The sequence below is a fragment of the Veronia pacifica genome, assembly GCF_001707825.1.
GTDB classification, from domain to species: domain Bacteria; phylum Pseudomonadota; class Gammaproteobacteria; order Enterobacterales; family Vibrionaceae; genus Veronia; species Veronia pacifica.
In genome coordinates, this window is record NZ_LYBM01000002.1 from 210,870 (window position 1) to 234,180 (window position 23,311).

The 23,311-nt window shown below is 44.4% G+C and carries 20 protein-coding genes; 10 read left to right on the forward strand and 10 right to left on the reverse strand.

What is annotated here, in order from left to right; translation table 11 throughout:
• Positions 1-88 precede the first annotated feature (88 nt).
• Both aptA and A8L45_RS02485 read left to right on the forward strand, forming a co-directional pair.
• Complete coding sequence (aptA, locus tag A8L45_RS02480; RefSeq protein WP_068898864.1) at positions 89-1,423, forward strand: omega-aminotransferase AptA; 1,335 nt, start codon at positions 89-91, stop codon at positions 1,421-1,423.
• Positions 1,424-1,463: 40 nt separating this feature from the next.
• Positions 1,464-2,948 carry a CoA-acylating methylmalonate-semialdehyde dehydrogenase gene (locus A8L45_RS02485; protein ID WP_068898866.1) on the forward strand — a complete coding sequence of 495 codons (1,485 nt, stop codon included), beginning with the start codon at positions 1,464-1,466 and terminating at the stop codon, positions 2,946-2,948.
• A 314-nt stretch (positions 2,949-3,262) separates the two neighbouring features.
• On the opposite strand, the gene A8L45_RS02490 is transcribed toward A8L45_RS02485, so the two are convergent.
• From A8L45_RS02490 to A8L45_RS02500, 3 genes are all read right to left on the reverse strand, one after another.
• The gene (locus A8L45_RS02490; RefSeq protein ID WP_175401886.1) at positions 3,263-3,793 is read right to left on the reverse strand and encodes an EAL domain-containing protein; all 531 of its coding nucleotides are present in this window, start codon (positions 3,791-3,793) and stop codon (positions 3,263-3,265) included.
• 183 nt (positions 3,794-3,976) lie between these two features.
• Positions 3,977-4,705, reverse strand: a complete 729-nt coding sequence (gene lpxH, locus A8L45_RS02495; protein ID WP_068898871.1) for a UDP-2,3-diacylglucosamine diphosphatase — start codon at positions 4,703-4,705, stop codon at positions 3,977-3,979.
• 42 nt (positions 4,706-4,747) lie between these two features.
• On the reverse strand, positions 4,748-5,245 hold the full coding sequence (locus A8L45_RS02500) for a peptidylprolyl isomerase (protein ID WP_068898873.1): 498 nt from the start codon (positions 5,243-5,245) through the stop codon (positions 4,748-4,750).
• A gap of 404 nt (positions 5,246-5,649) precedes the next feature.
• Here A8L45_RS02500 and cysS point away from each other — a divergent pair, with 404 nt between their 5' ends.
• The 5 genes from cysS (at position 5,650) to speB (ending at position 11,056) form a co-directional block, all read left to right on the forward strand.
• On the forward strand, positions 5,650-7,035 hold the full coding sequence (gene cysS, locus A8L45_RS02505; RefSeq protein ID WP_068898875.1) for a cysteine--tRNA ligase: 1,386 nt from the start codon (positions 5,650-5,652) through the stop codon (positions 7,033-7,035).
• A gap of 361 nt (positions 7,036-7,396) precedes the next feature.
• Positions 7,397-8,905, forward strand: coding sequence for a carboxypeptidase-like regulatory domain-containing protein (locus A8L45_RS02510; RefSeq protein ID WP_245680628.1), 1,509 nt, complete (start codon positions 7,397-7,399; stop codon positions 8,903-8,905).
• Positions 8,906-9,059: 154 nt separating this feature from the next.
• Positions 9,060-9,974 (forward strand): LysR family transcriptional regulator, encoded by a 915-nt coding sequence (locus A8L45_RS02515; RefSeq protein WP_068899005.1) that lies wholly within the window; start codon positions 9,060-9,062, stop codon positions 9,972-9,974.
• 135 nt (positions 9,975-10,109) lie between these two features.
• On the forward strand, positions 10,110-10,286 hold the full coding sequence (locus A8L45_RS24970) for a hypothetical protein (RefSeq protein ID WP_217492109.1): 177 nt from the start codon (positions 10,110-10,112) through the stop codon (positions 10,284-10,286).
• A gap of 14 nt (positions 10,287-10,300) precedes the next feature.
• Positions 10,301-11,056, forward strand: a complete 756-nt coding sequence (gene speB / locus A8L45_RS02520) for an agmatinase (protein ID WP_217492110.1) — start codon at positions 10,301-10,303, stop codon at positions 11,054-11,056.
• A 67-nt stretch (positions 11,057-11,123) separates the two neighbouring features.
• Here speB and A8L45_RS02525 read toward each other — a convergent pair whose 3' ends face one another.
• The 3 genes from A8L45_RS02525 to A8L45_RS02535 form a co-directional block, all read right to left on the reverse strand.
• Complete coding sequence (locus A8L45_RS02525) at positions 11,124-12,074, reverse strand: VirK/YbjX family protein (protein ID WP_083228158.1); 951 nt, start codon at positions 12,072-12,074, stop codon at positions 11,124-11,126.
• A gap of 252 nt (positions 12,075-12,326) precedes the next feature.
• Positions 12,327-13,163 carry an ion transporter gene (locus tag A8L45_RS02530; RefSeq protein WP_068898879.1) on the reverse strand — a complete coding sequence of 279 codons (837 nt, stop codon included), beginning with the start codon at positions 13,161-13,163 and terminating at the stop codon, positions 12,327-12,329.
• 95 nt (positions 13,164-13,258) lie between these two features.
• Positions 13,259-13,897, reverse strand: a complete 639-nt coding sequence (locus A8L45_RS02535; protein ID WP_068898881.1) for a YchE family NAAT transporter — start codon at positions 13,895-13,897, stop codon at positions 13,259-13,261.
• Between the two features lie 567 nt (positions 13,898-14,464).
• Here A8L45_RS02535 and adhE point away from each other — a divergent pair.
• Positions 14,465-17,173, forward strand: a complete 2,709-nt coding sequence (gene adhE, locus A8L45_RS02540; RefSeq protein ID WP_068898883.1) for a bifunctional acetaldehyde-CoA/alcohol dehydrogenase — start codon at positions 14,465-14,467, stop codon at positions 17,171-17,173.
• A gap of 82 nt (positions 17,174-17,255) precedes the next feature.
• Here the strand turns inward: adhE and A8L45_RS02545 are convergent, their stop codons facing one another.
• Positions 17,256-17,930, reverse strand: a complete 675-nt coding sequence (locus tag A8L45_RS02545) for an SDR family NAD(P)-dependent oxidoreductase (protein WP_068898884.1) — start codon at positions 17,928-17,930, stop codon at positions 17,256-17,258.
• Between the two features lie 271 nt (positions 17,931-18,201).
• On the reverse strand, positions 18,202-18,711 hold the full coding sequence (locus A8L45_RS02550) for a VC2046/SO_2500 family protein (protein WP_068898885.1): 510 nt from the start codon (positions 18,709-18,711) through the stop codon (positions 18,202-18,204).
• A 595-nt stretch (positions 18,712-19,306) separates the two neighbouring features.
• Between A8L45_RS02550 and A8L45_RS02555 the strand changes: the two genes are divergently transcribed.
• Positions 19,307-19,759 (forward strand): hypothetical protein, encoded by a 453-nt coding sequence (locus tag A8L45_RS02555; RefSeq protein WP_068898887.1) that lies wholly within the window; start codon positions 19,307-19,309, stop codon positions 19,757-19,759.
• A 5-nt stretch (positions 19,760-19,764) separates the two neighbouring features.
• On the opposite strand, the gene A8L45_RS02560 is transcribed toward A8L45_RS02555, so the two are convergent.
• Entirely contained in the window at positions 19,765-20,940 is a 1,176-nt protein-coding gene (locus tag A8L45_RS02560) for a MalY/PatB family protein (RefSeq protein ID WP_068898889.1), read from the reverse strand.
• Positions 20,941-21,384: 444 nt separating this feature from the next.
• Here A8L45_RS02560 and A8L45_RS02565 point away from each other — a divergent pair, with 444 nt between their 5' ends.
• A complete protein-coding gene (locus A8L45_RS02565; RefSeq protein WP_068898891.1) occupies positions 21,385-22,551 on the forward strand; it encodes an acyltransferase family protein in 1,167 nt (388 codons plus the stop codon).
• A gap of 58 nt (positions 22,552-22,609) precedes the next feature.
• Here the strand turns inward: A8L45_RS02565 and A8L45_RS02570 are convergent, their stop codons facing one another.
• The gene (locus A8L45_RS02570) at positions 22,610-23,224 is read right to left on the reverse strand and encodes a porin family protein (protein ID WP_068898893.1); all 615 of its coding nucleotides are present in this window, start codon (positions 23,222-23,224) and stop codon (positions 22,610-22,612) included.
• Positions 23,225-23,311 lie beyond the last annotated feature (87 nt).

Below are 23,311 nucleotides of genomic sequence, written 5' to 3' on the forward strand. Positions count from 1 at the left end.
ACCGTTCGTTATTTTTGACATAGTATTTAAACAGTAAATCTCACTGGCCGTGATGCAGCAACCTTTACACGTTGAAGGAGACATGGACATGGAAAAATCAGGGCGGGATCAACACAAAGGTGAACTTGAGGCGTTCTGGATGCCGTTCACTGCAAACAGACAATATAAGTCAGCACCCAGACTGATGACTCATGCAGAAGGCATGTATTATCAAGACGATAAAGGCAACTCTGTTTTAGATGGGACTGCCGGGCTGTGGTGTTGTAATGCAGGCCATAGCCGTAAAAAAATCACTGAAGCCGTCAGCGAACAAATTGCCAAAATGGATTTTGCGCCAACGTTCCAGATGGGCCATCCATTACCCTTTCAACTGGCAGAGCGGCTCTCTGCACTCACTCCGGATCCCCTCAATCGAGTCTTCTTTACTAACTCAGGCTCTGAATCTGTCGATACTGCGTTAAAGATAGCTCTCGCTTATCATCGTGCTAACGGCGAGCCGCAGAGAACACGGTTTATCGGGCGTGAAATGGGATACCACGGGGTAGGGTTTGGCGGTATTTCTGTCGGAGGTATTGGCAATAACCGTAAAACGTTTAGTGGCCAATTGTTATCTGGCGTTGATCACCTTCAACATACTTTAGACCTTGACCGCAATGCATTTAGTCGTGGATTGCCTCAGCATGGAGCTGAGCGGGCCGAACAACTCGAACAACTGATTAATTTGCACGGTGCTGAAAATATTGCCGCTGTGATTGTCGAGCCGTTATCCGGCTCTGCTGGTGTCATTCTACCACCAGAAGGATATTTAGAACGTCTCAGATCCATTACCGCAAAATACGGTATCCTGCTGATTTTTGACGAAGTTATCACGGGTTTTGGGCGTGTTGGAGATGCGTTTGCCGCAAATCGCTGGAAAGTGACGCCAGATATGATGACTACCGCAAAAGGATTGACCAACGGCAGCATACCAATGGGAGCCGTCATGGTCAGTGACTTCATTTACGAAGCCTGTATGTCAGGGCCTGAAGGAGTGATAGAGCTGTTCCACGGGTATACGTATTCCGGCCATCCTGTTGCAGCAGCGGCTGCGTTAGCCACCCTTGATATTTATGAGGAAGAAAAGCTGTTTAGTGCTGCCGATCGAATGGCGAGTGTGTTTGAGGAAGCGGTTCATTCACTGGCTGATTGTCCTAATGTCGTCGATGTGCGAAATGTCGGGTTGGTTGCGGGAATACAGCTGGCACCCAGTTCAGAGGGCATTGGTAAACGCGGATTCGCTGTTTTCAATCGTTGCTTCCACGCAGGGACTCTTGTCAGGGCGACAGGAGATATCATTGCGCTGTCTCCTCCTCTGATACTGGAAGCAGACCATATCGATCAGATGGTGACGACACTGGCTGAGGCGATCAGACAGTCGGCTTAAATGTGCGCAGAACGGAACGACAGACTATAGAGAGCGAAGGATGACAAAGGTAACGCATTATATCAACGGACGAAACACACCAGCCAGTGAGCGCAGTCAGGCAATTTTCAATCCGGCCACTGGTGAGGAAACTGGAAGAGTATCACTGGCTTCTGTTTCAGAAACAGAGCAGGCTATTGCTGCAGCAAAAGCGGCATATCCAGCATGGTCTGAGATGTCGGCACTCAAGCGGTCGCGGATATTGTTCAACTTTCGGGCTCTGCTTGAAACACATATGGATGAGCTGGCTGAGTTAATCACTCTTGAGCACGGAAAGGTGCTTGAGGATGCTAAAGGTGAAATTACCCGGGGGCTTGAAGTTGTTGAATTTGCCACTGGCATCCCGCATTTGCTTAAAGGCGAGATCAGTGAGCAAATCGCTTTAGGAATAGATGCGTGGTCTCTCAACCAATCGCTTGGTGTCGTGGCCGGTATCTCCCCATTTAATTTTCCTGTGATGGTACCAATGTGGATGTTCCCGATTGCTATTGCCTGTGGGAATACCTTTATCATGAAACCCTCTGAAAAAGATCCCTCCTCAACACTTCGAATTGCAGAACTTCTAACGGAAGCAGGTCTGCCTGACGGTGTATTCAACGTCGTGAATGGTGATAAAGAGGCGGTCGATACATTGCTGACTCACCAAGATGTTGAAGCAGTCAGCTTCGTTGGTTCGACACCTGTCGCTGAATACATTTACAAGACAGCGTCTGAACATGGTAAGCGGGTTCAGGCCTTGGGGGGGGCTAAAAACCATATGGTTGTGATGCCAGATGCCGATTTAGATCAGGTTGTGTCGTCATTGATGGGGGCTGCCTATGGTTCTGCTGGCGAGCGTTGTATGGCAATTTCTGTTGCAGTGGCTGTGGGAGAAATTGGTGATACTTTGATTGAGCACCTCAAACCAAAAGTTGAGAACCTCAGAGTCGGGAATGGCTTGTTACCGGGAATGGAGATGGGGCCTTTAGTGACTCGTGATCATCTCGATAAAGTGAAAAGCTATGTCGACAAAGGTGAGGAAGAGGGGGCAAAGCTGATTGTGGATGGTCGCTCTGTCAGCGCGAAGAACAACGGCTTTTTTCTTGGTGGGTGCTTGTTCGACAATGTGACTCCAGAAATGACCATATACCGCGACGAAATCTTTGGTCCTGTGCTGAGTGTTGTCAGGGTAAAAGACTACAGTGCGGCGGTGCAGTTAATCAATGAACACAAGTATGGCAATGGCACAGCAATTTTCACCCAAAACGGCGATGCAGCAAGACAATTCTGCCACGAAATACAAGTGGGTATGGTAGGTGTCAATGTGCCAATCCCGGTTCCAATGGCGTTTCATAGTTTCGGCGGATGGAAGCGATCCCTATTTGGTCCGCTTCATGTCCATGGGCCGGATGGCGTGCGTTTCTATACCCGGAGAAAAGCGATAACGGCCCGCTGGCCGACCGGCTTACGCTGTGACCCTGATTTTGTGATGCCAACGTCGAGTTAAGCTTTTGCCTTCTTCCCAGATGCCAACGCATTTTTTGTTCAGGAAATAGGTGAAGGCCGCGCTAGCTTAAGGTGATCACTGGCATTGGTAAGGAAGTAAAAATACACAGGCAAAATATTAGACAAGGGGAGACTGCCGGCGTGCTGGTAAGAGCGTGCCAGCAGTCAGGGGGATGTTAAACTTGTAACGAATACCTTGATTTGTATCAATAGTAACTGATCTAAAATCAAAATATTACATAAATAAATGTACCTTCGTCGCAAAATATAGGTGTTTCAAGTGGAAGTCGCGACGTTACAACCTTGTCTCATTTTTCAATCTGATGTTCGTACCCAAGTGACTGCCTCACTAGCCTCAGCCTTGCTCAGTGACAGATTTTCTGGACGGTGCAATGCATAACCCTGGAATAAATCAAATCCCAGTGACAGAGCCTGATCGACCTCAGCTTGATTCTCCAGCTTTTCAGCCAGTAGTTTGCATTTACGATCTTTTGGAATGAGGCGAAGAAGTTGCAAAATAGTTGAAGAGCTCAGTGCGCTAAAATCAATTTTTACGATATCGGCAAGAGGTAAAATATCAAGCCAGCTTCGGGTCGGCTGAAAGTCATCGAAAGCAATTAAAAAACCCTTTCTCCTCAGCTCTCTGATTGTGGCGATCAATGTTCCGTCGATATCACAGGACTCGAGTATTTCAAAGACCAGTTGTGATTGGGGAAATTTACTAGGGTTACAGTCAGTGATCGACTTATGACTAAAATTGACAAAACACGGAAATCCCTTAGAGATAAAGTTTGTCTGTGTCGCGGTTGTATTGAACGTCATATCGAGGACGGCCTGCGTTGCCATATTGCCATCCACGTTTGGAAATACGTTGCTCTTTCCACATCTAAATAAGAGTTCATAGCCGAAAAGATCGCAATTTTTGTCGAATATACCTTGTCGAGCAATACCAGCATCCATGCTTATATATCTCTTTTGTGTCGCAGTAATATCAGTGATTCATGTCGAGCTTTTCACTCGCTCAATCTTTTATTCGGAAAAACGTCGGTTCTGTAGCTCTGCGCCTTCACTCGTTACAACGAGTACGGAGCCTTGCTCGTACCAGTCGCCAAGAACAATTCTCTGACCTCTACGTCCATTGACGGTAACCTGATGAACATCTGGCCTGTGTGTGTGGCCGTGAATCAACAAATCGACGTTTTCGTCAGCCATCACATTGAGAACAGTTGCTTGCTCAACATCCATGATCATCTGGGACTTTTGTGCATTGTGGCTTTTGCTACCACTTCGCAGACGTTCACCGATTTTACGTCTTATACCCAGCGGCAACCTAAGATAGAGCCACTGTATGAAAGAATTGTGAACCTTTTGACGATATTGTTGATAAGCGAGATCTTGCGTGCAAAGTGTATCGCCGTGCATGATGAGCACGGGTTTTTCGTAGAGATTCACCACGCAATGTTCGGGTAACAGCTTAATACCTGTTTCCTTCGCAAACCGCTTACCAATAAGAAAGTCACGGTTCCCATGGATAAAATAGACGGGGATGCCTTTGTTTGTGAGTGCCTTTAAGCCAGTTTTCACTTTGTGATGAAGTGGCGCTTCGTCATCGTCACCAATCCATGCTTCAAATAAATCACCAAGAATATATAGGGCGTCGGCTTCAGGGGCTTCTTGTTCTATGAAGGTGAGAAAACAGTCTGTAATTTCAGGGTGTTCGTCACTTAGGTGTAGGTCAGAGATAAAGAGGGTGGTCATAAATAATGAGAAAGTGGGCAATGGCCCACTTTCCTGATTTCCTTATTCTTCAATAGTTACGCTGTTGATCAGTACTTCTTCAACAGGAACGTCTTGGTGCATATAGCCGAAGTTACCTGTTTGAACGCCTTTGATCTTATTAACAACGTCCATGCCTTCGACAACTTCGCCAAACACACAGTAACCCCAACCGTCTGGTGTTTCAGATTTGAAATCCAGGAACAGGTTGTCGTTAACGTTGATGAAAAATTGTGAGCTTGCAGAGTGTGGTTCCATGGTACGCGCCATGGCAAGAGTACCAATTTTGTTGCTCAGGCCATTGCTCGCCTCATTCTTGATAGGAGCGCGGCCTTCTTTTTCTTCCATACCTGAAGACATACCACCGCCCTGGACCATGAAACCATCGATTACACGGTGGAACAGCGTGCCGTCATAAAAGCCGTCACGACAGTACTGCAAAAAGTTTTCTGCAGTGACCGGAGCTTTGTCTGAGTTCAGTTCAATTTTAATATCACCAAAAGTGGTATGAAGGATTACCATGTTAACTTCCTATCGTTAGTGCATCGGCATTAAAGGCGTGATTCTATCCCAAAGGGGCGCAGTTTCAAACCTTGGCGATGCGTCTTCAAGTCAACTGTAGCGTTACTTATACCGTGATGTGATATTGACGACTATGTTTTGAGACCTTAACAATCATGAATACACTATGCTAGCAATTGACGTTCTCGGTTTGTAAAACATCTTGTTGGTTAATGCGCTGGCTGGTTGCGGGCAGTCAACATTATTCTTGTACAGTTTCCGGATTAAACGTATCACGTTGCCTTTTACGCATGCCTGTAAAGCTCACTGTGAAATAGGGCTAAAACAAACTGCTTGAGCTAAATTCGCTATCATGTACGATTAGCCTTCATTCACGACTATTAACAATGAGTAACCCTAAAACCATGTTAAAGATCTACAACTCACTCACTAAGCAGAAAGAAGAATTTACACCCATTGAGCCGGGTAAAGTTGGCATGTATGTGTGTGGGGTTACGATTTACGATTTGTGTCACATCGGTCATGGCCGTACTTTCGTGTCGTTCGATGTGGTTTCACGCTACCTCCGTTACTTAGGATACGATCTGACGTTTGTCCGCAATATCACTGATATTGATGACAAAATTATCAAGCGCGCAGCTGAAAATAATGAGAGCTGTGATGATCTGACGGAGCGTCTTATTGGTGAAATGTACGCCGATTTCGATGCGCTGAATATGAAACGCCCTGATGTGGAGCCACGTGCGACTCAGCATATTGCTGACATTATTGCACTGGTTGAACGCCTGATTGAGCGCGGCTATGCCTATGTAGCGTCAAACGGTGATGTGCTGTTCGAAGTGGCTAAGTTTGACGAATATGGCAAATTATCACGTCAGGATCTCGATCAGCTTCAGGCCGGTGCCCGTGTCGACGTTGAGGAAGCCAAGAAAAGCCCGCTCGACTTTGTACTGTGGAAAATGTCGAAGCCAGGTGAGCCGACTTGGGAATCGCCATGGGGACCAGGTCGTCCGGGTTGGCATATCGAGTGTTCAGCAATGAACTCCGCAATTCTTGGTAATCATTTTGATATTCACGGTGGTGGTTCTGATCTTACGTTCCCTCACCATGAAAATGAAATTGCACAGTCCTGCTGTGCTCACGACACGCAGTACGTCAATACCTGGATGCACAGCGGCATGGTGATGATTGATCGCGAGAAAATGTCAAAGTCACTGGGTAACTTTTTTACCATTCGCGATGTACTGGCGCATTACGATGCAGAAACTGTTCGCTACTTCCTGATGTCCGGTCATTACCGCAGTCAGCTCAACTACAGCGAAGAAAATCTCAAACAAGCGCGTGCGTCAGTAGAAAGACTGTACACTGCTCTGCGTGGTCTTGATCTCACTGCGGAAGCCGAAGAAGGTGAAGACTTTGTTGGCCGCTTTGAAGCTGCAATGAATGATGATTTCAATACGCCGGAAGCCTACTCAGTGTTGTTTGATATGGCGCGAGAAATTAACCGCTTAAAGTCTGAAGACAAGGCAGCAGCATCAAAATTGGCAGCTCGAATGCGTCAACTGGCAGATGTTCTGGGTCTGTTGGGACAAGAACCAGAAGCTTTCCTTCAAGGTGGCGCTGATAGCAGTGACGATGAAGTGGCAAAAATTGAGGGATTGATTAAAGCCCGTAATGACGCACGTGCGAGTAAAGACTGGGCAGCTGCTGATGCGGCCCGTGACGCGCTGACTGAAATGGGCATTGTTCTTGAAGACGGCCCACAGGGAACGACTTGGCGTAGAAAGTAAATTTTAATCACCTTCTTTCGTTTTTAGAGAAAAAAGCCTCACTTAAAATGAGGCTTTTGTTATATTATGTAAATCTAGTAATATAAAATTTCATCTCAGCCGATAGTATTATATATATATTGATTATCTATCCATTCATTATTTTTATATAACTCGATATTAATAAATTAAAATGTCTTCGATTACATTCCAATAAATAATAATTGTCATTATTATTTAATTTTATTTTTTTTGACGGCGATAGTATAAGTATCCTTATTCAATATAAATACCTATATAGATTGAGGATTTCATGTTTGACTGACAGTCAAATAAGACTCTTACCAGATTATATAAATCAATTCAAAGGAATGGAATGATTATGAAAAAACTTCTATTAATATTGGCCTGTATTTCTTCTAACGTATGGGCTGAAAAACAGAATAACGATGATAGCTACAATCGTTCGCTTACACTAAATAAAGGCGCATTTACAGCTTCAGTATTTGGCAATACGGCAGTCGCTGGAAAACACCTTTACGAAAAAGAATATGGTCATTGGACATACAAGGGTGAGCTACCTATTTACGCACAGAAACGCTTAGTTGCAAAAAGTGTATCTATTCACCAACACCTCATTGCCATTGGACATGGTTCTTTATTTACTGAGAACAATAAGATATCAATTTTCAAAAAGAACTATTCTTCATGGCCATACCAATGGGATATTGCTCATGAGATACCTCAACCTTCCAATGCCAGCAATCTATTTGGCGAGACGGTATATATTGATAATGATTTATTAGCGTTCACTGTATCTTCAAAGCAAGTTGATATATACACGCCAGTGAGTGGTAAATGGCAATTTAATCGGTCTTTAAGATTACCCGATGGTACGACGGGTGATTTGGGAACCGATATTAGACGAGAAGGCGACGACCTTTTTGTCAGCGTTTTCAAGGCAAATAGAGTTAATGTCTACTCTATCTCAAATGAGTTTATGTTAACCCAGCAAATTCAAAGACCCAATGATATTGGTGTTTATCAAAGTTTTGGGTGGTCATTAGATGTTGAAGACGAGGTACTTGCCATATCCGCCTACGGCTACCCGGGAAATGTTCAGATTTATAATAAAGATACCGAAGGTAATTGGACTGAAAATCAATTGTTGTATTCTCCAGTATCAGATGGTTACTTCGGACATGATGTTGAGTTAAGTGATGGACAACTATTCGTTGGTGATGACGAAAATAAAAGTATCTTTCAGTACTCACAAGTCAATGATAAGTGGTCTTTGACAAATATCAAAAGAGGAACCAGCTCTGATTTCGGCTACGCCTTTGATGTTGAAGATGGTGCGATGTTTGTTGCCGGGGAAACCAACATAACACTATTTACAGACGATATCTTTGAAGTTGAAATTCATGGTCGTGTGCTTGATCATCTCGGTACACCATTATCTGACACAACCGTTTCGGGTTATTTGTCTGATGCGGTGACCGACGAATCAGGTTTGTTTCGTGTAAAGGTGCCAGTTGGTTGGTCTGGAACACTTAGCGCAAATAAACTTAGGTTCAGTAGCACAGACGAAATTACTTTAAACTGGGTATCTCAGGATACTGATGTCTCTGACTTGACGCTAAAGTATGAGGGCGGTGATATTAGGTATTCTGCTTATTTCTATGATGATATGTGTAGTGCTGATGATATTCAGTTTGAAAATATCAACAGCCGGAAAAGGTCGCCAAATTATTTCTCTATTTCTCTTCCCTACGGTTGGTCAGGAGAAATAAGGCCCGTTTCTGAACATTGCCAATTTACCCCAGAATCAGTGAATGTCGATTATGCATTGCAGGGTGATATTTTCATCTTTGATGCGTCGGAGCGTTAAAGCACTGCAGCTCCCTCGCCGCTGTGAGGGAGCTTTTGATATTCTACCTACAAATTACGCATATCATCATATTCGGACAATCCTACTGACTTCCGCCTACTATAATTTTGTCATTATCAAAATTAACGCTTTGAACATTGAAAAATACAAATATATGAAAGTAGCAGGAAGTGATATTCGATTACTCAGGGTGTTCGACACTGTTGTTCGCCATCAAGGCTTTTCAGCGGCACAAACGGAACTGAATGTCTGTCAGTCGACAATCAGTAACCATATCAGTGCGCTTGAAGTAAGGCTGGGTGTGACACTTTGCCATCGGGGGCGAGGAGGTTTTCGGCTGACTGAGCAAGGAGAGATTGTTTACCCTGCCGTTCAACGCTTACTGGCTGCCATGGACAGTTTTGCGTCAGAGGTGACAGAAGTAAAAGGGAAGCTGGTTGGTGAACTCAAGATTGGTGTCGTTGACAGTATTAGCTCTGATCCCGGTAATCATCTGGCTATGGCTATTTCCAGATTTAAGGAGCGACCAAATCGCGTTGAAATATTGATGCGGCAACTTACGCCACAAGAGCTCGAATTACAGGTTCTGGACAGTCGGCTAGCACTCGGTATTGGTAGTTTTCCTCATAAGGTGGATGGGTTGGTCTATGAACCGCTTTATGAAGAAGTTCATGGACTCTATTGTGGTCAAGGCCACCCGTTTTTCTTGTCCAGCGAGAGTGATATTACCGAGGAGTCAATCAACCGGGCAGAGGCTGTTGGACGTAGCTACTGGCGTGATTTCATGCCTGAGTCAGTTAAGCTTGGAAATGTGACTGCATCTGTACTGCAACTTGAGCCCCAACTGATACTGATCCTCAGTGGCCATTATATCGGATTTTTGCCAGAGCATATGGCACTTCCGTTGATAGAGCAGGGGAGGTTGCGCCAACTCAGAGCCTCGTCGATGACATACAGTTGCTGTTTTGAGCTCATCACAAAAAGGGGGGCGGCCAAAACACTATCGACGGAAACGTTTATCCAAGATTTACGGAGTAGCCATCCCTATCCCTGCCGTTCGGCTATCTGAATGGTTCACTCTCATACCCCTAGCCATGTATTGATAAACATCAATGCTGAGTTCAAACCCCGGCTATATTTCGTTTGATAAACCATTGCTAGGCTATTTATGTTGATGAGCTATAGCAAAGGGAGATCATTCGGGATGACATATAACCAGCCCCTTGGTGGAAATGAAATGCCCCGCTTTGGTGGAGTCGCATCTATGATGAGATTGCCAGTTTACGATGATGCCAGCGGCTTGGACGCATGCTTTGTCGGTATTCCTGTGGATATTGGGACATCTCATCGTCCCGGCGTCGCTTCGGACCTCGCTCAATAAGAGCAGAATCGTGCTTGCTAAGACCCTACAATATGGCAACGGGGGCTGCGCCTTTTGATTCGCTTCAGGTTGCTGACGTTGGTGATGTCGCCATTAACACGTTCAACTTACAAAAAACGGTCGATATTATCGAGCAGGCTTACAATGACATTCTCATCCATGACTGTATTCCGCTCACACTTGGCGGGGATCACACCCTGACGTTTCCCGTACTTAAGGCCATGGCAGCCAAACACGGTCCGGTTGCTCTCATTCATGTTGATGCTCACGCTGATATCAATGATCACATGTTTGGTGAGCAAATTGCTCACGGTACACCTTTCCGGCGCTCGCAGGAACTGGGATTACTGGATTCTGACGCTGTGTTTCAGATTGGATTGAGAGGCACAGGATATGAACCAGAGGATTTTAACTGGTCGAGAAGCCGAGGCTGGACAGTCATTCAAGCTGAAGAATGCTGGGGGCAGTCATTAAAACCTATCATGGCAGATATTAGAGACCAAATTGGTGAACGGCCAACGTATTTATCGTTTGATATTGACGGTCTTGATCCTGCCTTTGCTCCTGGCACAGGCACCGTAGAGGTTGGTGGACTGACGATTTGGCAGGCACTGGAAATTATTCGCGGTTGTCACGGACTGAATTTAGTGGGCTGTGATTTGGTTGAGGTGTCTCCAACTTATGACCAAAGCGGAAACACGTCTTTAGTCGCAGCCAATCTGCTGTATGAGATGCTTTGCGTACTTCCCGGAGTGAGCCATCACAAATAGTGGTTCATTTTTTCATGAGTTATTGGGCATTACGTTATAAAAAAGTCGGGCTACACACCCGACTTTTTTATTGTTGCCAACGAATGGCATCAATTGCGTTTTTTACCGCTTCTTGCGTTTCAGCAAGCCACTTATAACGTTTTTCATAGAGGCGACGTTTCGTCTTCTTCAGCGTTGAAGGATCTTTGCGTTGAGGTTCGATATCCAGTTGATACTCAAATTTATTCAACACTTTGCCACCAAATTCACTCCACAGTTCATCGTGGTCAAAGTTAACACGGTTTCGCTTTGAGCCCATGTAACGCAGAGCCTGATAAATGTGGCCTTTATTGCTGACCGCCACGACGCGCTGACAATCGAGTAATTTTGCGATCATCAAAGTGATTTCTACCACCAGTGATTTGGTTCGCAGGCCATGCAGTGAGCGGGTTAGGGTACGAATCAGTGCGGGTCTGTCTTCTATATTGGCTGATGCACCCTGAAGTGCGCCGATATACAGTGTTCTCTCTCGTTCGCCGCCGATGGTAAACGCCAATGTGTATACCACTCGTTGTTGGCTATCTAACAACATCACCATCAGATCACCTTCACGTGACTGACTGTTGTGGTACTTAAGAACAAGGCGGTAGCTATTTTCGTTACGGTCATTAAAAGACAGCAACTCATAACCTTCTTCGGTGTAGAATTTTTCTAGGTTCTCGCCAAATGTTGCTTCCAGTAAACGGAAATGCTGGTTGATCAGCGTCGCCCGTTGCTCTGGTTTAATGTTGAGATTTAGGTAAGGCTTTAGCGGCTTTTCGTGAAAGTGTTTGTTGTCTTTCAGTATTGCAGAGAGTATCGGACTGGAAAAAGTCTCGACCGTTTGATTGACGATATCAGGCTTGGTCATTCCCCATAAGCAAAAACGTCCGCGATAGCGAATCTTTTTTATGCCTTTGGCATCTGGGTATATGGTCTTCGACAATGCTCGCAAACTCTGTTTGGTTGGCGCCATGGCAGTGGCCTGTTGTTCTATCATCTATCACCCTCTCACTAGGTAGTCAGCAAACATTTTTAAAGAAGAAATAATGACAATGGTCATTAAAAAACGATGTTTAATTTTTGCTTGCTATTATGCCGTGCAAGATTGATTTTGCAACACGAGTCAAATTTTGGCGAAAAATGTAATGAGGAGATAAAAAGAGTTTTCGGCTAGTAAAAAATTAATAATTTCAAATATTTACTAGCCATAAGGTACGTATGGAGAGTGGAACTTTATCTTTACATTATATCAAACCAGACGCTTATCAGGTTCAGGCAATTCACTGCCGCAATGCTTACAGTAAAGAGCATCTGATTCGTGCCCATTTTCAGAGCAATTCGGGCATTTCACCAGACGACGATGGAGATTAATTTCCTGCCCCATTTGCGCTGTGATAATCCCAGTAGGCACAGCAATAATGCAATAGCCCATCAACATTGTGAGTGAAGCCAACCCTTTGCCGAGGTCGGTTTGTGGAACCAGATCGCCGTAGCCCACTGTTGTCATTGTTACAATTGCCCAATAAATACTGTATGGGATACTGGTGAAACCATGCTCAGGGCCTTCAATGGCAAACATCAAGGACCCAAAAACGGTAACCAGAACGAATACCGTCATAAAGAAAACCATGATCTTGCGTGCGGACATCCTCAGTGCGCTGAGAAGAAAATTAGACTCTTGTAAAAATCTAACCAGTTTGAGAATTCTAAAGATCCTCAGTACCCGCAGCAGCCTGATAGCCATAAGGTAGCTTGCGCCGGGAATAAAGAGGGCTAAGAAGGTGGGTAAGACGGCAACGACATCGATAATGCCATAAAAACTTCTCGCATAAGCAAGCCTGTGTGGAGAACAATAAAGCCTGAGGAGGTATTCAATGGTAAAAAATGCTGTAAAACACCATTCAATTGTATAGAGCAGGGTGCCATATTTTTCTTTATAGATACCGACTGAATCAAGCATCAACACCACGATTGAGCTGATAATTACCACGATTAAGGCGATATCAAATGCCTTGCCAGCCTTGGTATGCGTGCCGAATATCATTGTGTAGAGATGTTTCTGCAGCGGGGTTTGCTTGTTTTCCATGAATGTTCGCGATAAGAGCTAATAATGATCAGTAGTGTATCAGGGCTGCCCGTCAGGGTTTGAGACGGGCAGAAAACTTCTTCATCAAATCGATATTATGCCAGCCCGGGGAACAAGGCGCGCAGACCATTGGCAATAAACTCTACGCCGAGTGCGCCAAGTATCAGGCCCATGATCCTCGTGATAACGTTGATACCTGTCTGACCAAGATAGCGGACCAACTTAGGAGCGATTAAAAAAAGCAGGCAGATTCCAGCAGAAAAAAGTGCAATGGTGACGATCAATCCAAAGGTATCCACTGAGCTGGGATAGCGGGATGAGTAAACAATGGTTGAACTAATAGCACCGGGTCCGGCAAGCAACGGCATGGCGAGTGGTACCACGCCAATTTGCTCGCGACTCATACTCTCTGACTGCTCTTGTTTGTTCTGTTTCTCTTCCCCTAGCTTACCGTTCATCATGGTAAACGCGATACTCACCAATAACATGCCACCGGCCACCCGGAATGAGTCTAGCGATATACTGAACACATCAAGTAACAGTTGGCCTGCCAGCAGAGAGACAACCAAAATAGCGGCGACGGCGAGACTCGCAGTATAAGCAGTCTTTTTGCGCTCTATCGGTGATTCGTGTGCTGTCAGTGAAACAAAGATAGGCATAATGCCGAGAGGGTTGACGGCAGCAAAAAGTCCGACAAAAAATTGTAAAAAAATAACGAATTCTGGATTGCTCATTTTGGCGGCTCAATAAAAATGGGCGTTGTGATAAGAGCGCTAGTATACAAGTCAGCAATCAAAATCCAATCGGATCATACAAAAAATAATAGTGAATTGTTCTATTGCGGAAGGGTGCTCTCTTTAGGGGCTTTATGACATCCAAATGAAGTTGTTCACATCCGCATCACTCTGGGCGTTTTTTTAATATTTTCGTCACTTTTTTCTCTTCTTTATCTGGATTTTTGCTTCTATTTTTATTCCGTATTTCTTGGCTTAATCGGAGTAATCCACTGTTTTGGCGGGGATCAACCTCGAAGGGTTTCCAGCAAATAAATAGTGATTAATCTCTCAGCTAGAAAGAGACCAATAACAAAAGCCAGTCATCTCTGATCCAGATCAATACCCATTCGTTCCGAAAAATCATAATTAAATCTGAAATTTATTTACTTATTGCCTGTAAGTCATGTCATGAGTTGTGTTGTGGTAAGCGACGGAATACTGGGTAAATGGCACCAGTCATGAACGTAAAGGAATTAACCGGGCAATAACTAAAGTACATTTTAAGTTAGGTATGTAGGAGACATTATGCCTGTAACGAATATTGCTGAATTAAATGCCATGGTGGCGCGTGTAAAAAAAGCACAGCGGGAGTTTGCAACCTTTTCGCAGGAGCAGGTTGATAAGATTTTCCGAGCAGCATCACTGGCTGCTAACAATGCGCGCATTCCCCTCGCGCAGCAGGCTGCTGATGAATCAGGTATGGGTATTGTTGAAGATAAGGTGATTAAAAACCACTTTGCATCAGAGTTTATCTACAACAAATATAAAGATGAAAAGACCTGCGGCGTTCTCGAAGAAAATAACGAATTTGGCACTTTTACTGTCGCAGAGCCTGTTGGTTTGATTTGTGGCATTGTTCCCACGACTAACCCAACATCCACTGCGATTTTTAAATCTTTAATCTCATTAAAAACACGCAACGGCATCATTTTTTCTCCCCATCCACGAGCGAAAAACTCAACCAATGATGCAGCGAAGTTGGTACTGGATGCAGCCGTTGCTGCTGGTGCGCCAGAAGGAATTATTGGCTGGATCGACCAGCCGTCCGTTGAACTGTCCAACGCATTGATGAAGCATGATGATATCAACCTGATACTGGCGACAGGTGGACCTGGCATGGTTAAAGCTGCCTATTCCTCAGGTAAGCCGGCCATCGGTGTTGGTGCGGGCAATGTCCCTGTTGTTATCGACGAGTCTGCTGATATTAAAAGGGCGGTGGCCTCTGTCTTAATGTCTAAAACGTTCGATAATGGGGTGGTTTGCGCCTCAGAACAGGCCGTGATAGTGATGGATGAGGTGTATGAAGAAGTGAAAGCCCGATTTGCTTCCCACAAAGCTTATGTCTTAAGTGAGCAGGAAGCGGAAAAAGTCCGGAAGGTGATCCTGATTGATGGCAACTTGAATGCGGACATCGTAGGTCAACCCGCTATTCATATTGCAGAAATGGCAGGCGTTACCGTGCCTTCTGACACCAAGGTTCTTATCGGTGAAGGCACTGAGATTTGTGAGGCAGAGGCATTTGCCCATGAAAAATTGTCTCCGACTTTGGGTATGTTCAGGGCCAAAAGCTTTGAAAATGCAGTAGATATGGCGTGCCAGATGGTTGAAATGGGAGGTATCGGTCACACATCAGGTCTTTATACAGATCAGGATATCAATCAGTCACGGATCAAATACTTTGGCGATAAGCTCAAAACGGCACGTATCCTGGTCAACATTCCAACGACCCACGGTGGCATAGGTGACCTGTACAACTTCAATGTTGCCCCTTCATTAACCTTGGGATGCGGCTCATGGGGTGGAAATTCTATCTCGGAAAATGTGGGGCCAAAGCACCTCATTAATACAAAGACAATTGCCAAGCGTGCTGAAAACATGTTGTGGCATAAGCTGCCAAAATCGATTTATTTTCGTCGGGGCAGTCTATCTATCGCCCTGAGTGATCTGGAAGGTAAAAAACGTGCTTTCATTGTGACTGACCGTTTTCTTTTCAACAATGGTTACTGCGATGAGGTGGTTAGCCTTTTAAAAGCACAGGGCATGGAAGTTCAGACATTCTTTGATGTTGAGGCGGATCCGACTCTCTCCGTCGTTGAAAAAGGTGCAGCAGCGATGCGTAGTTTCCAGCCTGATGTCATTCTGGCGCTTGGTGGCGGCTCACCTATGGATGCAGCGAAGATTATGTGGGTGATGTATGAACACCCGGATACACATTTCGAAGAGCTGGCTATGCGTTTTATGGATATTCGTAAGCGCATTTACACTTTCCCTAAAATGGGTAAAAAAGCAGAGTTGGTCTGCATCACCACCACCTCAGGAACAGGTTCAGAGGTGACACCGTTTGCCGTAGTGACTGATGACAAAACGGGTGCTAAGTATCCACTGGCCGATTATGAGCTGACACCCAATATGGCGATTGTTGATGCCAACTTGGTGATGAACATGCCAAAATCACTCACTGCATTTGGCGGCTATGATGCTGTCACACATGCACTGGAGGCTTATGTTTCAGTTCTGGCGAATGAATACTCTGACGGACAGGCATTACAGGCGCTGAAATTATTGAAGGAGTACTTACCTTCGAGCTACGCCAATGGCGCGAAAGATCCGATAGCCCGTGAAAAAGTCCATAATGGCGCTACCATTGCAGGCATGGCTTTTGCCAACGCATTCCTTGGGATTTGTCATTCAATGGCCCACAAAATTGGTGCGGAATTCCATCTGCCTCATGGTTTAGCTAACGCACTGTTGATCTCAAATGTTGTTCGCTTCAACGCCAATGACAATCCGACTAAGCAAACGGCTTTCTCTCAGTACGATCGTCCGCAGGCACGTCGTCGCTATGCAGAAATTGCTGATCATCTTGGATTAAGTGTGGCAACAGACAGAACGTCAGCAAAAATTGAGAAATTACTGGGCTGGCTTGAAGAGCTGAAATTGCAGTTGGATATCCCGCCATCGATTCAGGCTGCTGGCGTACCTGAGGCCGATTTTATTGCGAAATTAGACGAACTGGCTGTCGAAGCCTTTGATGACCAGTGCACCGGGGCAAACCCAAGGTACCCTCTGATCAAGGAACTAAAAGCTGTCTTACTGGCCTCTTATTATGGCAAGCCTTTTATCGAGGGCGAGACAGTGGAAGGCACAACTGTCATAAAGGAAAGTGTGGATAAGGCCTTCAAAGAAATAGTGATAAAGAAAGCGGAAGTGAAACGGAAAAAAGCAAACGCATAAAGCCAACGTAAAAGGCATTTATGAGAAGAGAAAGCCGGTTTTAACGACTGGCTTTTTCTTTGACTCGGTTAGCCGGGCAGCGTTAACTGGCTGCCTCAAGGATCCTTCCGGTGAAACTGTCATTTGCCACAATATATTCAGCACCATCTATCATATCGTAATTAACCGCAGGGTCCCGACGCAGTTGACCACGACTGTTGGAACGTATGCAGGGCAACACCCCGGCAACGCGAATATTAACGGGCGCGAGCTCCTTTGCCCAGCTTTGTGTCAGGCCTCTTATTACAGCATTTGAGCTGTCAATAGAACGTTCGCTGTCGTCAATAGTGAGGTTATCTGGGATGTTAACGATAACACCATGTCGCCCCTCATTGAGCATACTGAATGCAGCGCCTCGTCCAAAAAGATAGAGATTTGAGGCAACATCTGTAATGTACGTATCTACTGTATCGCTGTTAGCGAGAAGGTTTGGTATATGTCCTGTCTGCCAGTAATTAATGAGCACGTCCACAGCCCCCATTTCGCGACTGACCTGTTGAAAGAATCCACTGATGCTTTCAACACTTTTGTCAGCGAGAGCAAAAGAAAAACAAACACCACCTGACTGTTTGCACAGTTCATAGGTTGCCTGTAATTCCTGGCATTGAGTGTCCACTAAAGCAACGCGTGCGTTGAGCGAGCAAAAGTGTTCAGCCATAGCCCGTCCTGTTGGACTACCTGCGGCAGTGATCACAATTACTGATTTCGCTATATCCATTTTTCTGACCTTTTATGTTGATCTATTTGGACTTATTCAAGGTTTATACACGCTAGCCAACAAGTTAACCCCAGCTTTTTAACTGGTGGATAACAATTTTGGTACATGTTTCGCATTTTTGTTGTGAAACTGCTCATAAAAGTAGTGTGCAAACTGTGTGCAAAATTACAGAACGATAGGTGATGTAAATCGTAGTAAGGGTATAAAGCGTGGAAGGTAAGTTGCTGGTTTTAAAAGAGTATGAAAATAAAAGTCATTAATTATCAATTATTTAAGCATAGCTATTTATTTCTTTAAATCGTCGGGCTTCATTGAGCTGACGATAAAGGTTTGCTGGGTCTAAACCGGTTTCTTTACTTTTTTCGCCTGACAGGCGTCTGCGTTGGTGTCCGGACAAATTATGATAGACATCTTCACCTAAATTGTGGGTTCCCTCGGCAGGAAAATGTAAAGCTGGAGGAGAAACATAGCCGCTAAGCTTTGCACTGGTTAAGCCGGCATAATGAAAAGCGTGAGACTGCTGCTCTGCGCGCTCATAGTCAAGGCTGTCTGCGCTAAGACGCTCTGGTTCAGACAACTGGAACAGGCGGCGGAGCTCGTCGTCTGTCTTTTCTTCTGTACAGACCACTTCAACAGGTTCAGTCTCGGTACTGTCCCCTGACAATAAGGCAAGCATCAGGGCGAAGTCAGATCTCCGTCCCTGTGATACAGCATGGTTTAGTTTATCACCAAGCTGGATATCACTGATTAGCGCTGCTTTGTCTAGGGTGTGTAACTGCATAATACCCAGAAGTGAAAAGGTTGTGATTTACTTATCGGCCTTTTTTTACAGGGCTTTAGCGTAAAAAAGGGAGAAATAGTCTGACTGAATACAAAACGAACAACTCTGGGGCAAAACAGGTATGGGTGTCACAGAACATGTGGTTTAAATATATAAATTTCAGCTTTGAAGTTCCCAGCCTTACACAAGAGAGATAATGGAGCGTATCGCATCAGTACTGGCGTCTCTCTTTCGGTATTTCAGCACCTAGAATCACTGTAAATGAGACAGCGGCGAATCAGTTCGTCCCACACTGTAGTGTGAGTATTCTAAAAATGTATCCAGTGATAACCTACCGCTAATCATTGTATATGGCATTATCCTTTTCCCCGCGGGAACTGTGTTTTTCCATATTGAAGGTGGACGTAAATCAATACTAATCATAATTTTACTGGTTTTATCCGCTACGCTCTAGGACAAGGGGTGTATGCTTAAATGATCAGAGCATATTCATGGGCGAGCAACAGATTCGTCTCCAATGCAGTCTGTACCAATGTTTCCTTGATAGTGACGCAGTCTGCCTACATGACATTTTCACACCATACTTGGGTGCCTGATGGGACAAAATATTTCTTTTGATGATTTGGTGAATGCGAGTCAGCTTTCTTTTTTGCGATGGTTGGTTGCGGGATTAATTGTATGTCTGGTAGCACCCTTGGTGTCGCCCTTCGGATGGCTTTTTATCTTTGTTGAAGGCGTAGATCTCTCGGCATTGGCAGTCGTGCTCTCTTACATCCTGTTTATAGGCCTTCCATTTACCCTAGCTTGGGTGGCACTTTTTTCGCTCATTATCCGTTTTTGGAGCCCACAGTTTTCGAGAAGGTCAGCATTTAAGTGGATGATAGGCGGAGGCATTCTCGGTTTCATTATCGTTGCAGTACCCTCGCTGATCGATGCGGGTGACAACCTTGGTGGTCTATCCATCGCTTATCTCTTGATCAGCGGTCTGGTATGTGGTGCATTTGCGGGCTGGTTGTTTCTAAAAGTACTTCTCTTTGGACGACGCTAAACTCATTAGCCACTGAGTCCGTAAACGGCGTCCTCGATTCTCGTTAATGCTTCGTCCAGTAATGCTCTGGTACAACCGAAGTTTAACCGTACAAATTTTCTGTTGCCAAATTCGATCCCGGGAGACATGCCCACACCCGCCTTTTCGAAAAACAGGCACGGGTTATCTACAGGCAGTTGGCTGCAGTCAATCCAAGCGAGATAGGTTGCCTCAATATGTTGAAGTGTCAGACCCGGAAGCTTGTTTATCACCGCCTCTACCCGGGCACGGTTGCCCCTGAGATAAACAAGCTGCTGTTCAAGCCAGTTATCACCATGTTGGTAGCTGGCAACGGCCGCAGTGTAAGCGAGTAGGCTAACATTCGGAACAATCCCTCTTTTTTCCCGGATGAAATCGGCCCTGAGTTTTTCATTAGCGATGATAGCAAAAGACGCACCGAGCCCGGCAATGTTGAAGGTTTTGCTTGGTGCCATCAAAGTGACGGTTCGCTGTTCAGCATCCTTGTTTAAGCTGGCTATCGGTATGTGAACAAGCTCTTCGTCAAGGATGAGGTCGCAGTGTATTTCATCTGAACAGATAACCATATTATTAGCCTGAGCAAAGGCCAATATGTCCTCAAGTTCCTTCTTTCTGTAAACAGTACCACCGGGATTCAGCGGATTGCAGAAATGTAAGAGTCCCGTATTTTGCGGTAGGTTTGCTTTTGCCGCTTCAAGGTCTATCACCCAACGATTGTCAGAAAGATGGGTGTAAGCTTTGTAGCAAGGTTTTCCAGCCAGTTTGACTGAAGACAAAAAAGGAGGGTAGATGGGAGAGGGAATCATTACCGACTGATCCGGTTCACCCAAAGCGCGCGCTGCTACGTTTAATCCGCAGACTAACCCCGGCAAATAAACAATCCATTCAGGTTTTATCTGCCACTGATACCGCGAGGCCATTCTGTCGATAATTAAATCAGTCAACAGCTTGGGCGAATGCGTGTAACCAAATACACCATGTTCAACACGCTGTTGGAGTGCCTTTATGACGACATCTGGTGTTTTGAAGTCAGTATCCGCAACCCACATAGGCAAAATATCCGTGCCTTGGTACTTATCCCATTTGCTGCTATCAGTGTTCATCCGATCGACAACTTGGTCAAAAAGGCCGTTTTCTTTGTCTTGGAGCGAGTCCGTGCTCATTCGAATAGTGATTCCTATTGGCTTCGATACGTTAAGAATAATCTTTTCTCAGTGGATAATACAGCATTACTTTGAGGCTGATAAATGTGTGTTTTGAGTGAGTAAAGTATTTATCGAGATAACTCAGTAAGCGACTTTTACCAAAAATAAATATACCCTAATTTATTTCTTCAATAATTTTTATAAATAAAAAAATTATAATTAAGCTGATATTAAAATTGTTTTATAATAGTGTGGTTTATAATATATTTTATTTTGTTATATATATAAAATTTTTTTACCTTAATTATTAATTATTAGTTTGATTAATTCCTTTAAAAAGCTATTTTAATCACTAAAATATTCTTTTTAAGAATATTTTATATTGAGCATGATAATAAAATAGGATGATTGAGAGTTTAATCTGTATTTCTTTTTATCAGTATATTAATAAAGGATATATCAATGAAAAAGGAACGCTTTTGTTATATGGATAACCTTCGGGCAACCGCCTTACTTCTTGGGGTGGTGCTTCATTCAGTTCTGGCGTACGCACCGAGATCAACGAATGGTTGGATCTCGAGCACGCCACAACAATACGAATTTTTTGATTATATATTTCTTGTTCTTCGTCCCTGGAGAATGCCGTTATTTTTTATAATTGCAGGTTTTTTTTGTGGGTATCTATTATGTTCACGCTCTACATTTGACGTATTTAAAAATAGAACGTATCGAATTTTTTTACCTTATCTGGTTGGCTTGCCATTTATTGTCTTCGGGCCGTACTTAACTCTTGAAATATGGCAAGAAAAACTCACTAATGTCCCATATTTATTAACGTTACAAGAACAGGGGATGGTATATCTAAACTCTGGACATCTATGGTTCTTGTTTTGCCTATATGAATTTATACTGCTGTTGATAATTTTGGTATATTTGCATCTTTACACCCCATCTGTGACTAAATTTTTTGCTCATCCTGTATCACTCCTTTTTTTCGTGCCAATTGCCATCCTGCCAGCTTTAATGACGGAGTATGTTCCATATCTCACACCGGACAGGCTATATCCACAAGCATGGTCATTTGGATTCTACGGTGTGTTGTTTTTTATTGGTGCCGTTTTATATCAGCATCAATCTGCGATCGACAGGATGATAAAATGGATTGCCCCTCTGGCAATATTTTGTGTCGTGGGCATGATTATCTATTGTCTGGAAATACCGGAGGCTCCGTCTAAAGAGGAAGTAAAATTACTTTGGGCAGGTGACCGACTGATGGGTAATGAGCAGGAAATTTCGCTGCAAATCCTTCAGAGTTTTCTCGTTGTTTATTTGTGTTATCTGTCGCTCGCACTAGGGAAGCGATATTGGTCTAAAGAAAGTCAGGTGATGCGATATTGTGCTGATGCATCCTACTGGGTATATCTGGTCCATGTACCAATAATATTTATGATTCAGATGCCTATGATAGATCTTCATTGGCCTGCATGGATGAAGAGCGCAATGACTCTGACTGTGACTCTAACAATCTCTTTTGTAAGTTATCAAAGCCTTGTTCGTTATACATGGATTGGGAAATGGCTCAATGGTGAGCGTAAAAGAAATAAGGTTGCTGTTGATGTATCGCAATGAAGGGGCTTGCACAGAGCTAACGTTTAGGGCACTACTTGGAGTGCCCTGATGTGATGGTTCACAGACCTGCAAGTTTGTAACTGAGTCCCAAGTAAAAGCTGCTGTACGTCAGATCAGTCTCTGATTTGGCGAAAGGTGAGAGGTATACCAGCGTTGCGGTATCGCTTTCGTAAGCGGCTTTAAATGACACATTTTCAATCGCGGCTGGTGCGTATTCAAGCCCGAGACCCCAATGAAAGCTACCCCCGGATTCTTCTGATGATATGCGTTGTTCTTTTTGGTTGAGGGTTATTCTGCCCAGCCCAGCAACGATAAACGGACGAATGCCTGAACTCAGGCTGTATCCCAAGTTAGCATTCAGCGTCATGGCTGTGGGAGACATAATATCACCCCTGCCATCTGAATATTTCACTGTGCCATAGCTGTTGTATGTTGCCTCAAGAGCAACCATGTCAGTAAGTTGGTAGCCGCCTGTGATTCTGAAGGTATTCCCTTCGGTGTCATAGGTGCTGTTCTGGGAGACCGAAAATGATGGTTCAAAAGAGCTGCGGGTTTCGGCATCAAAGTCGAATGTCCCTGCACCAGCACTAATATAAAGCCCATTTGTATCTGCCATCGCGGAGCCTGATATGAGTAAAGCAATCAGGCCAGTACTTAATAAAACATTTTTCATAATAATGTTTACCCAAGGTTCAGATAATAGCCATCATGGCTTAGTCTGTATTTAAGATTCTGAGGATTAAGTACTGTGAAGAAGTTA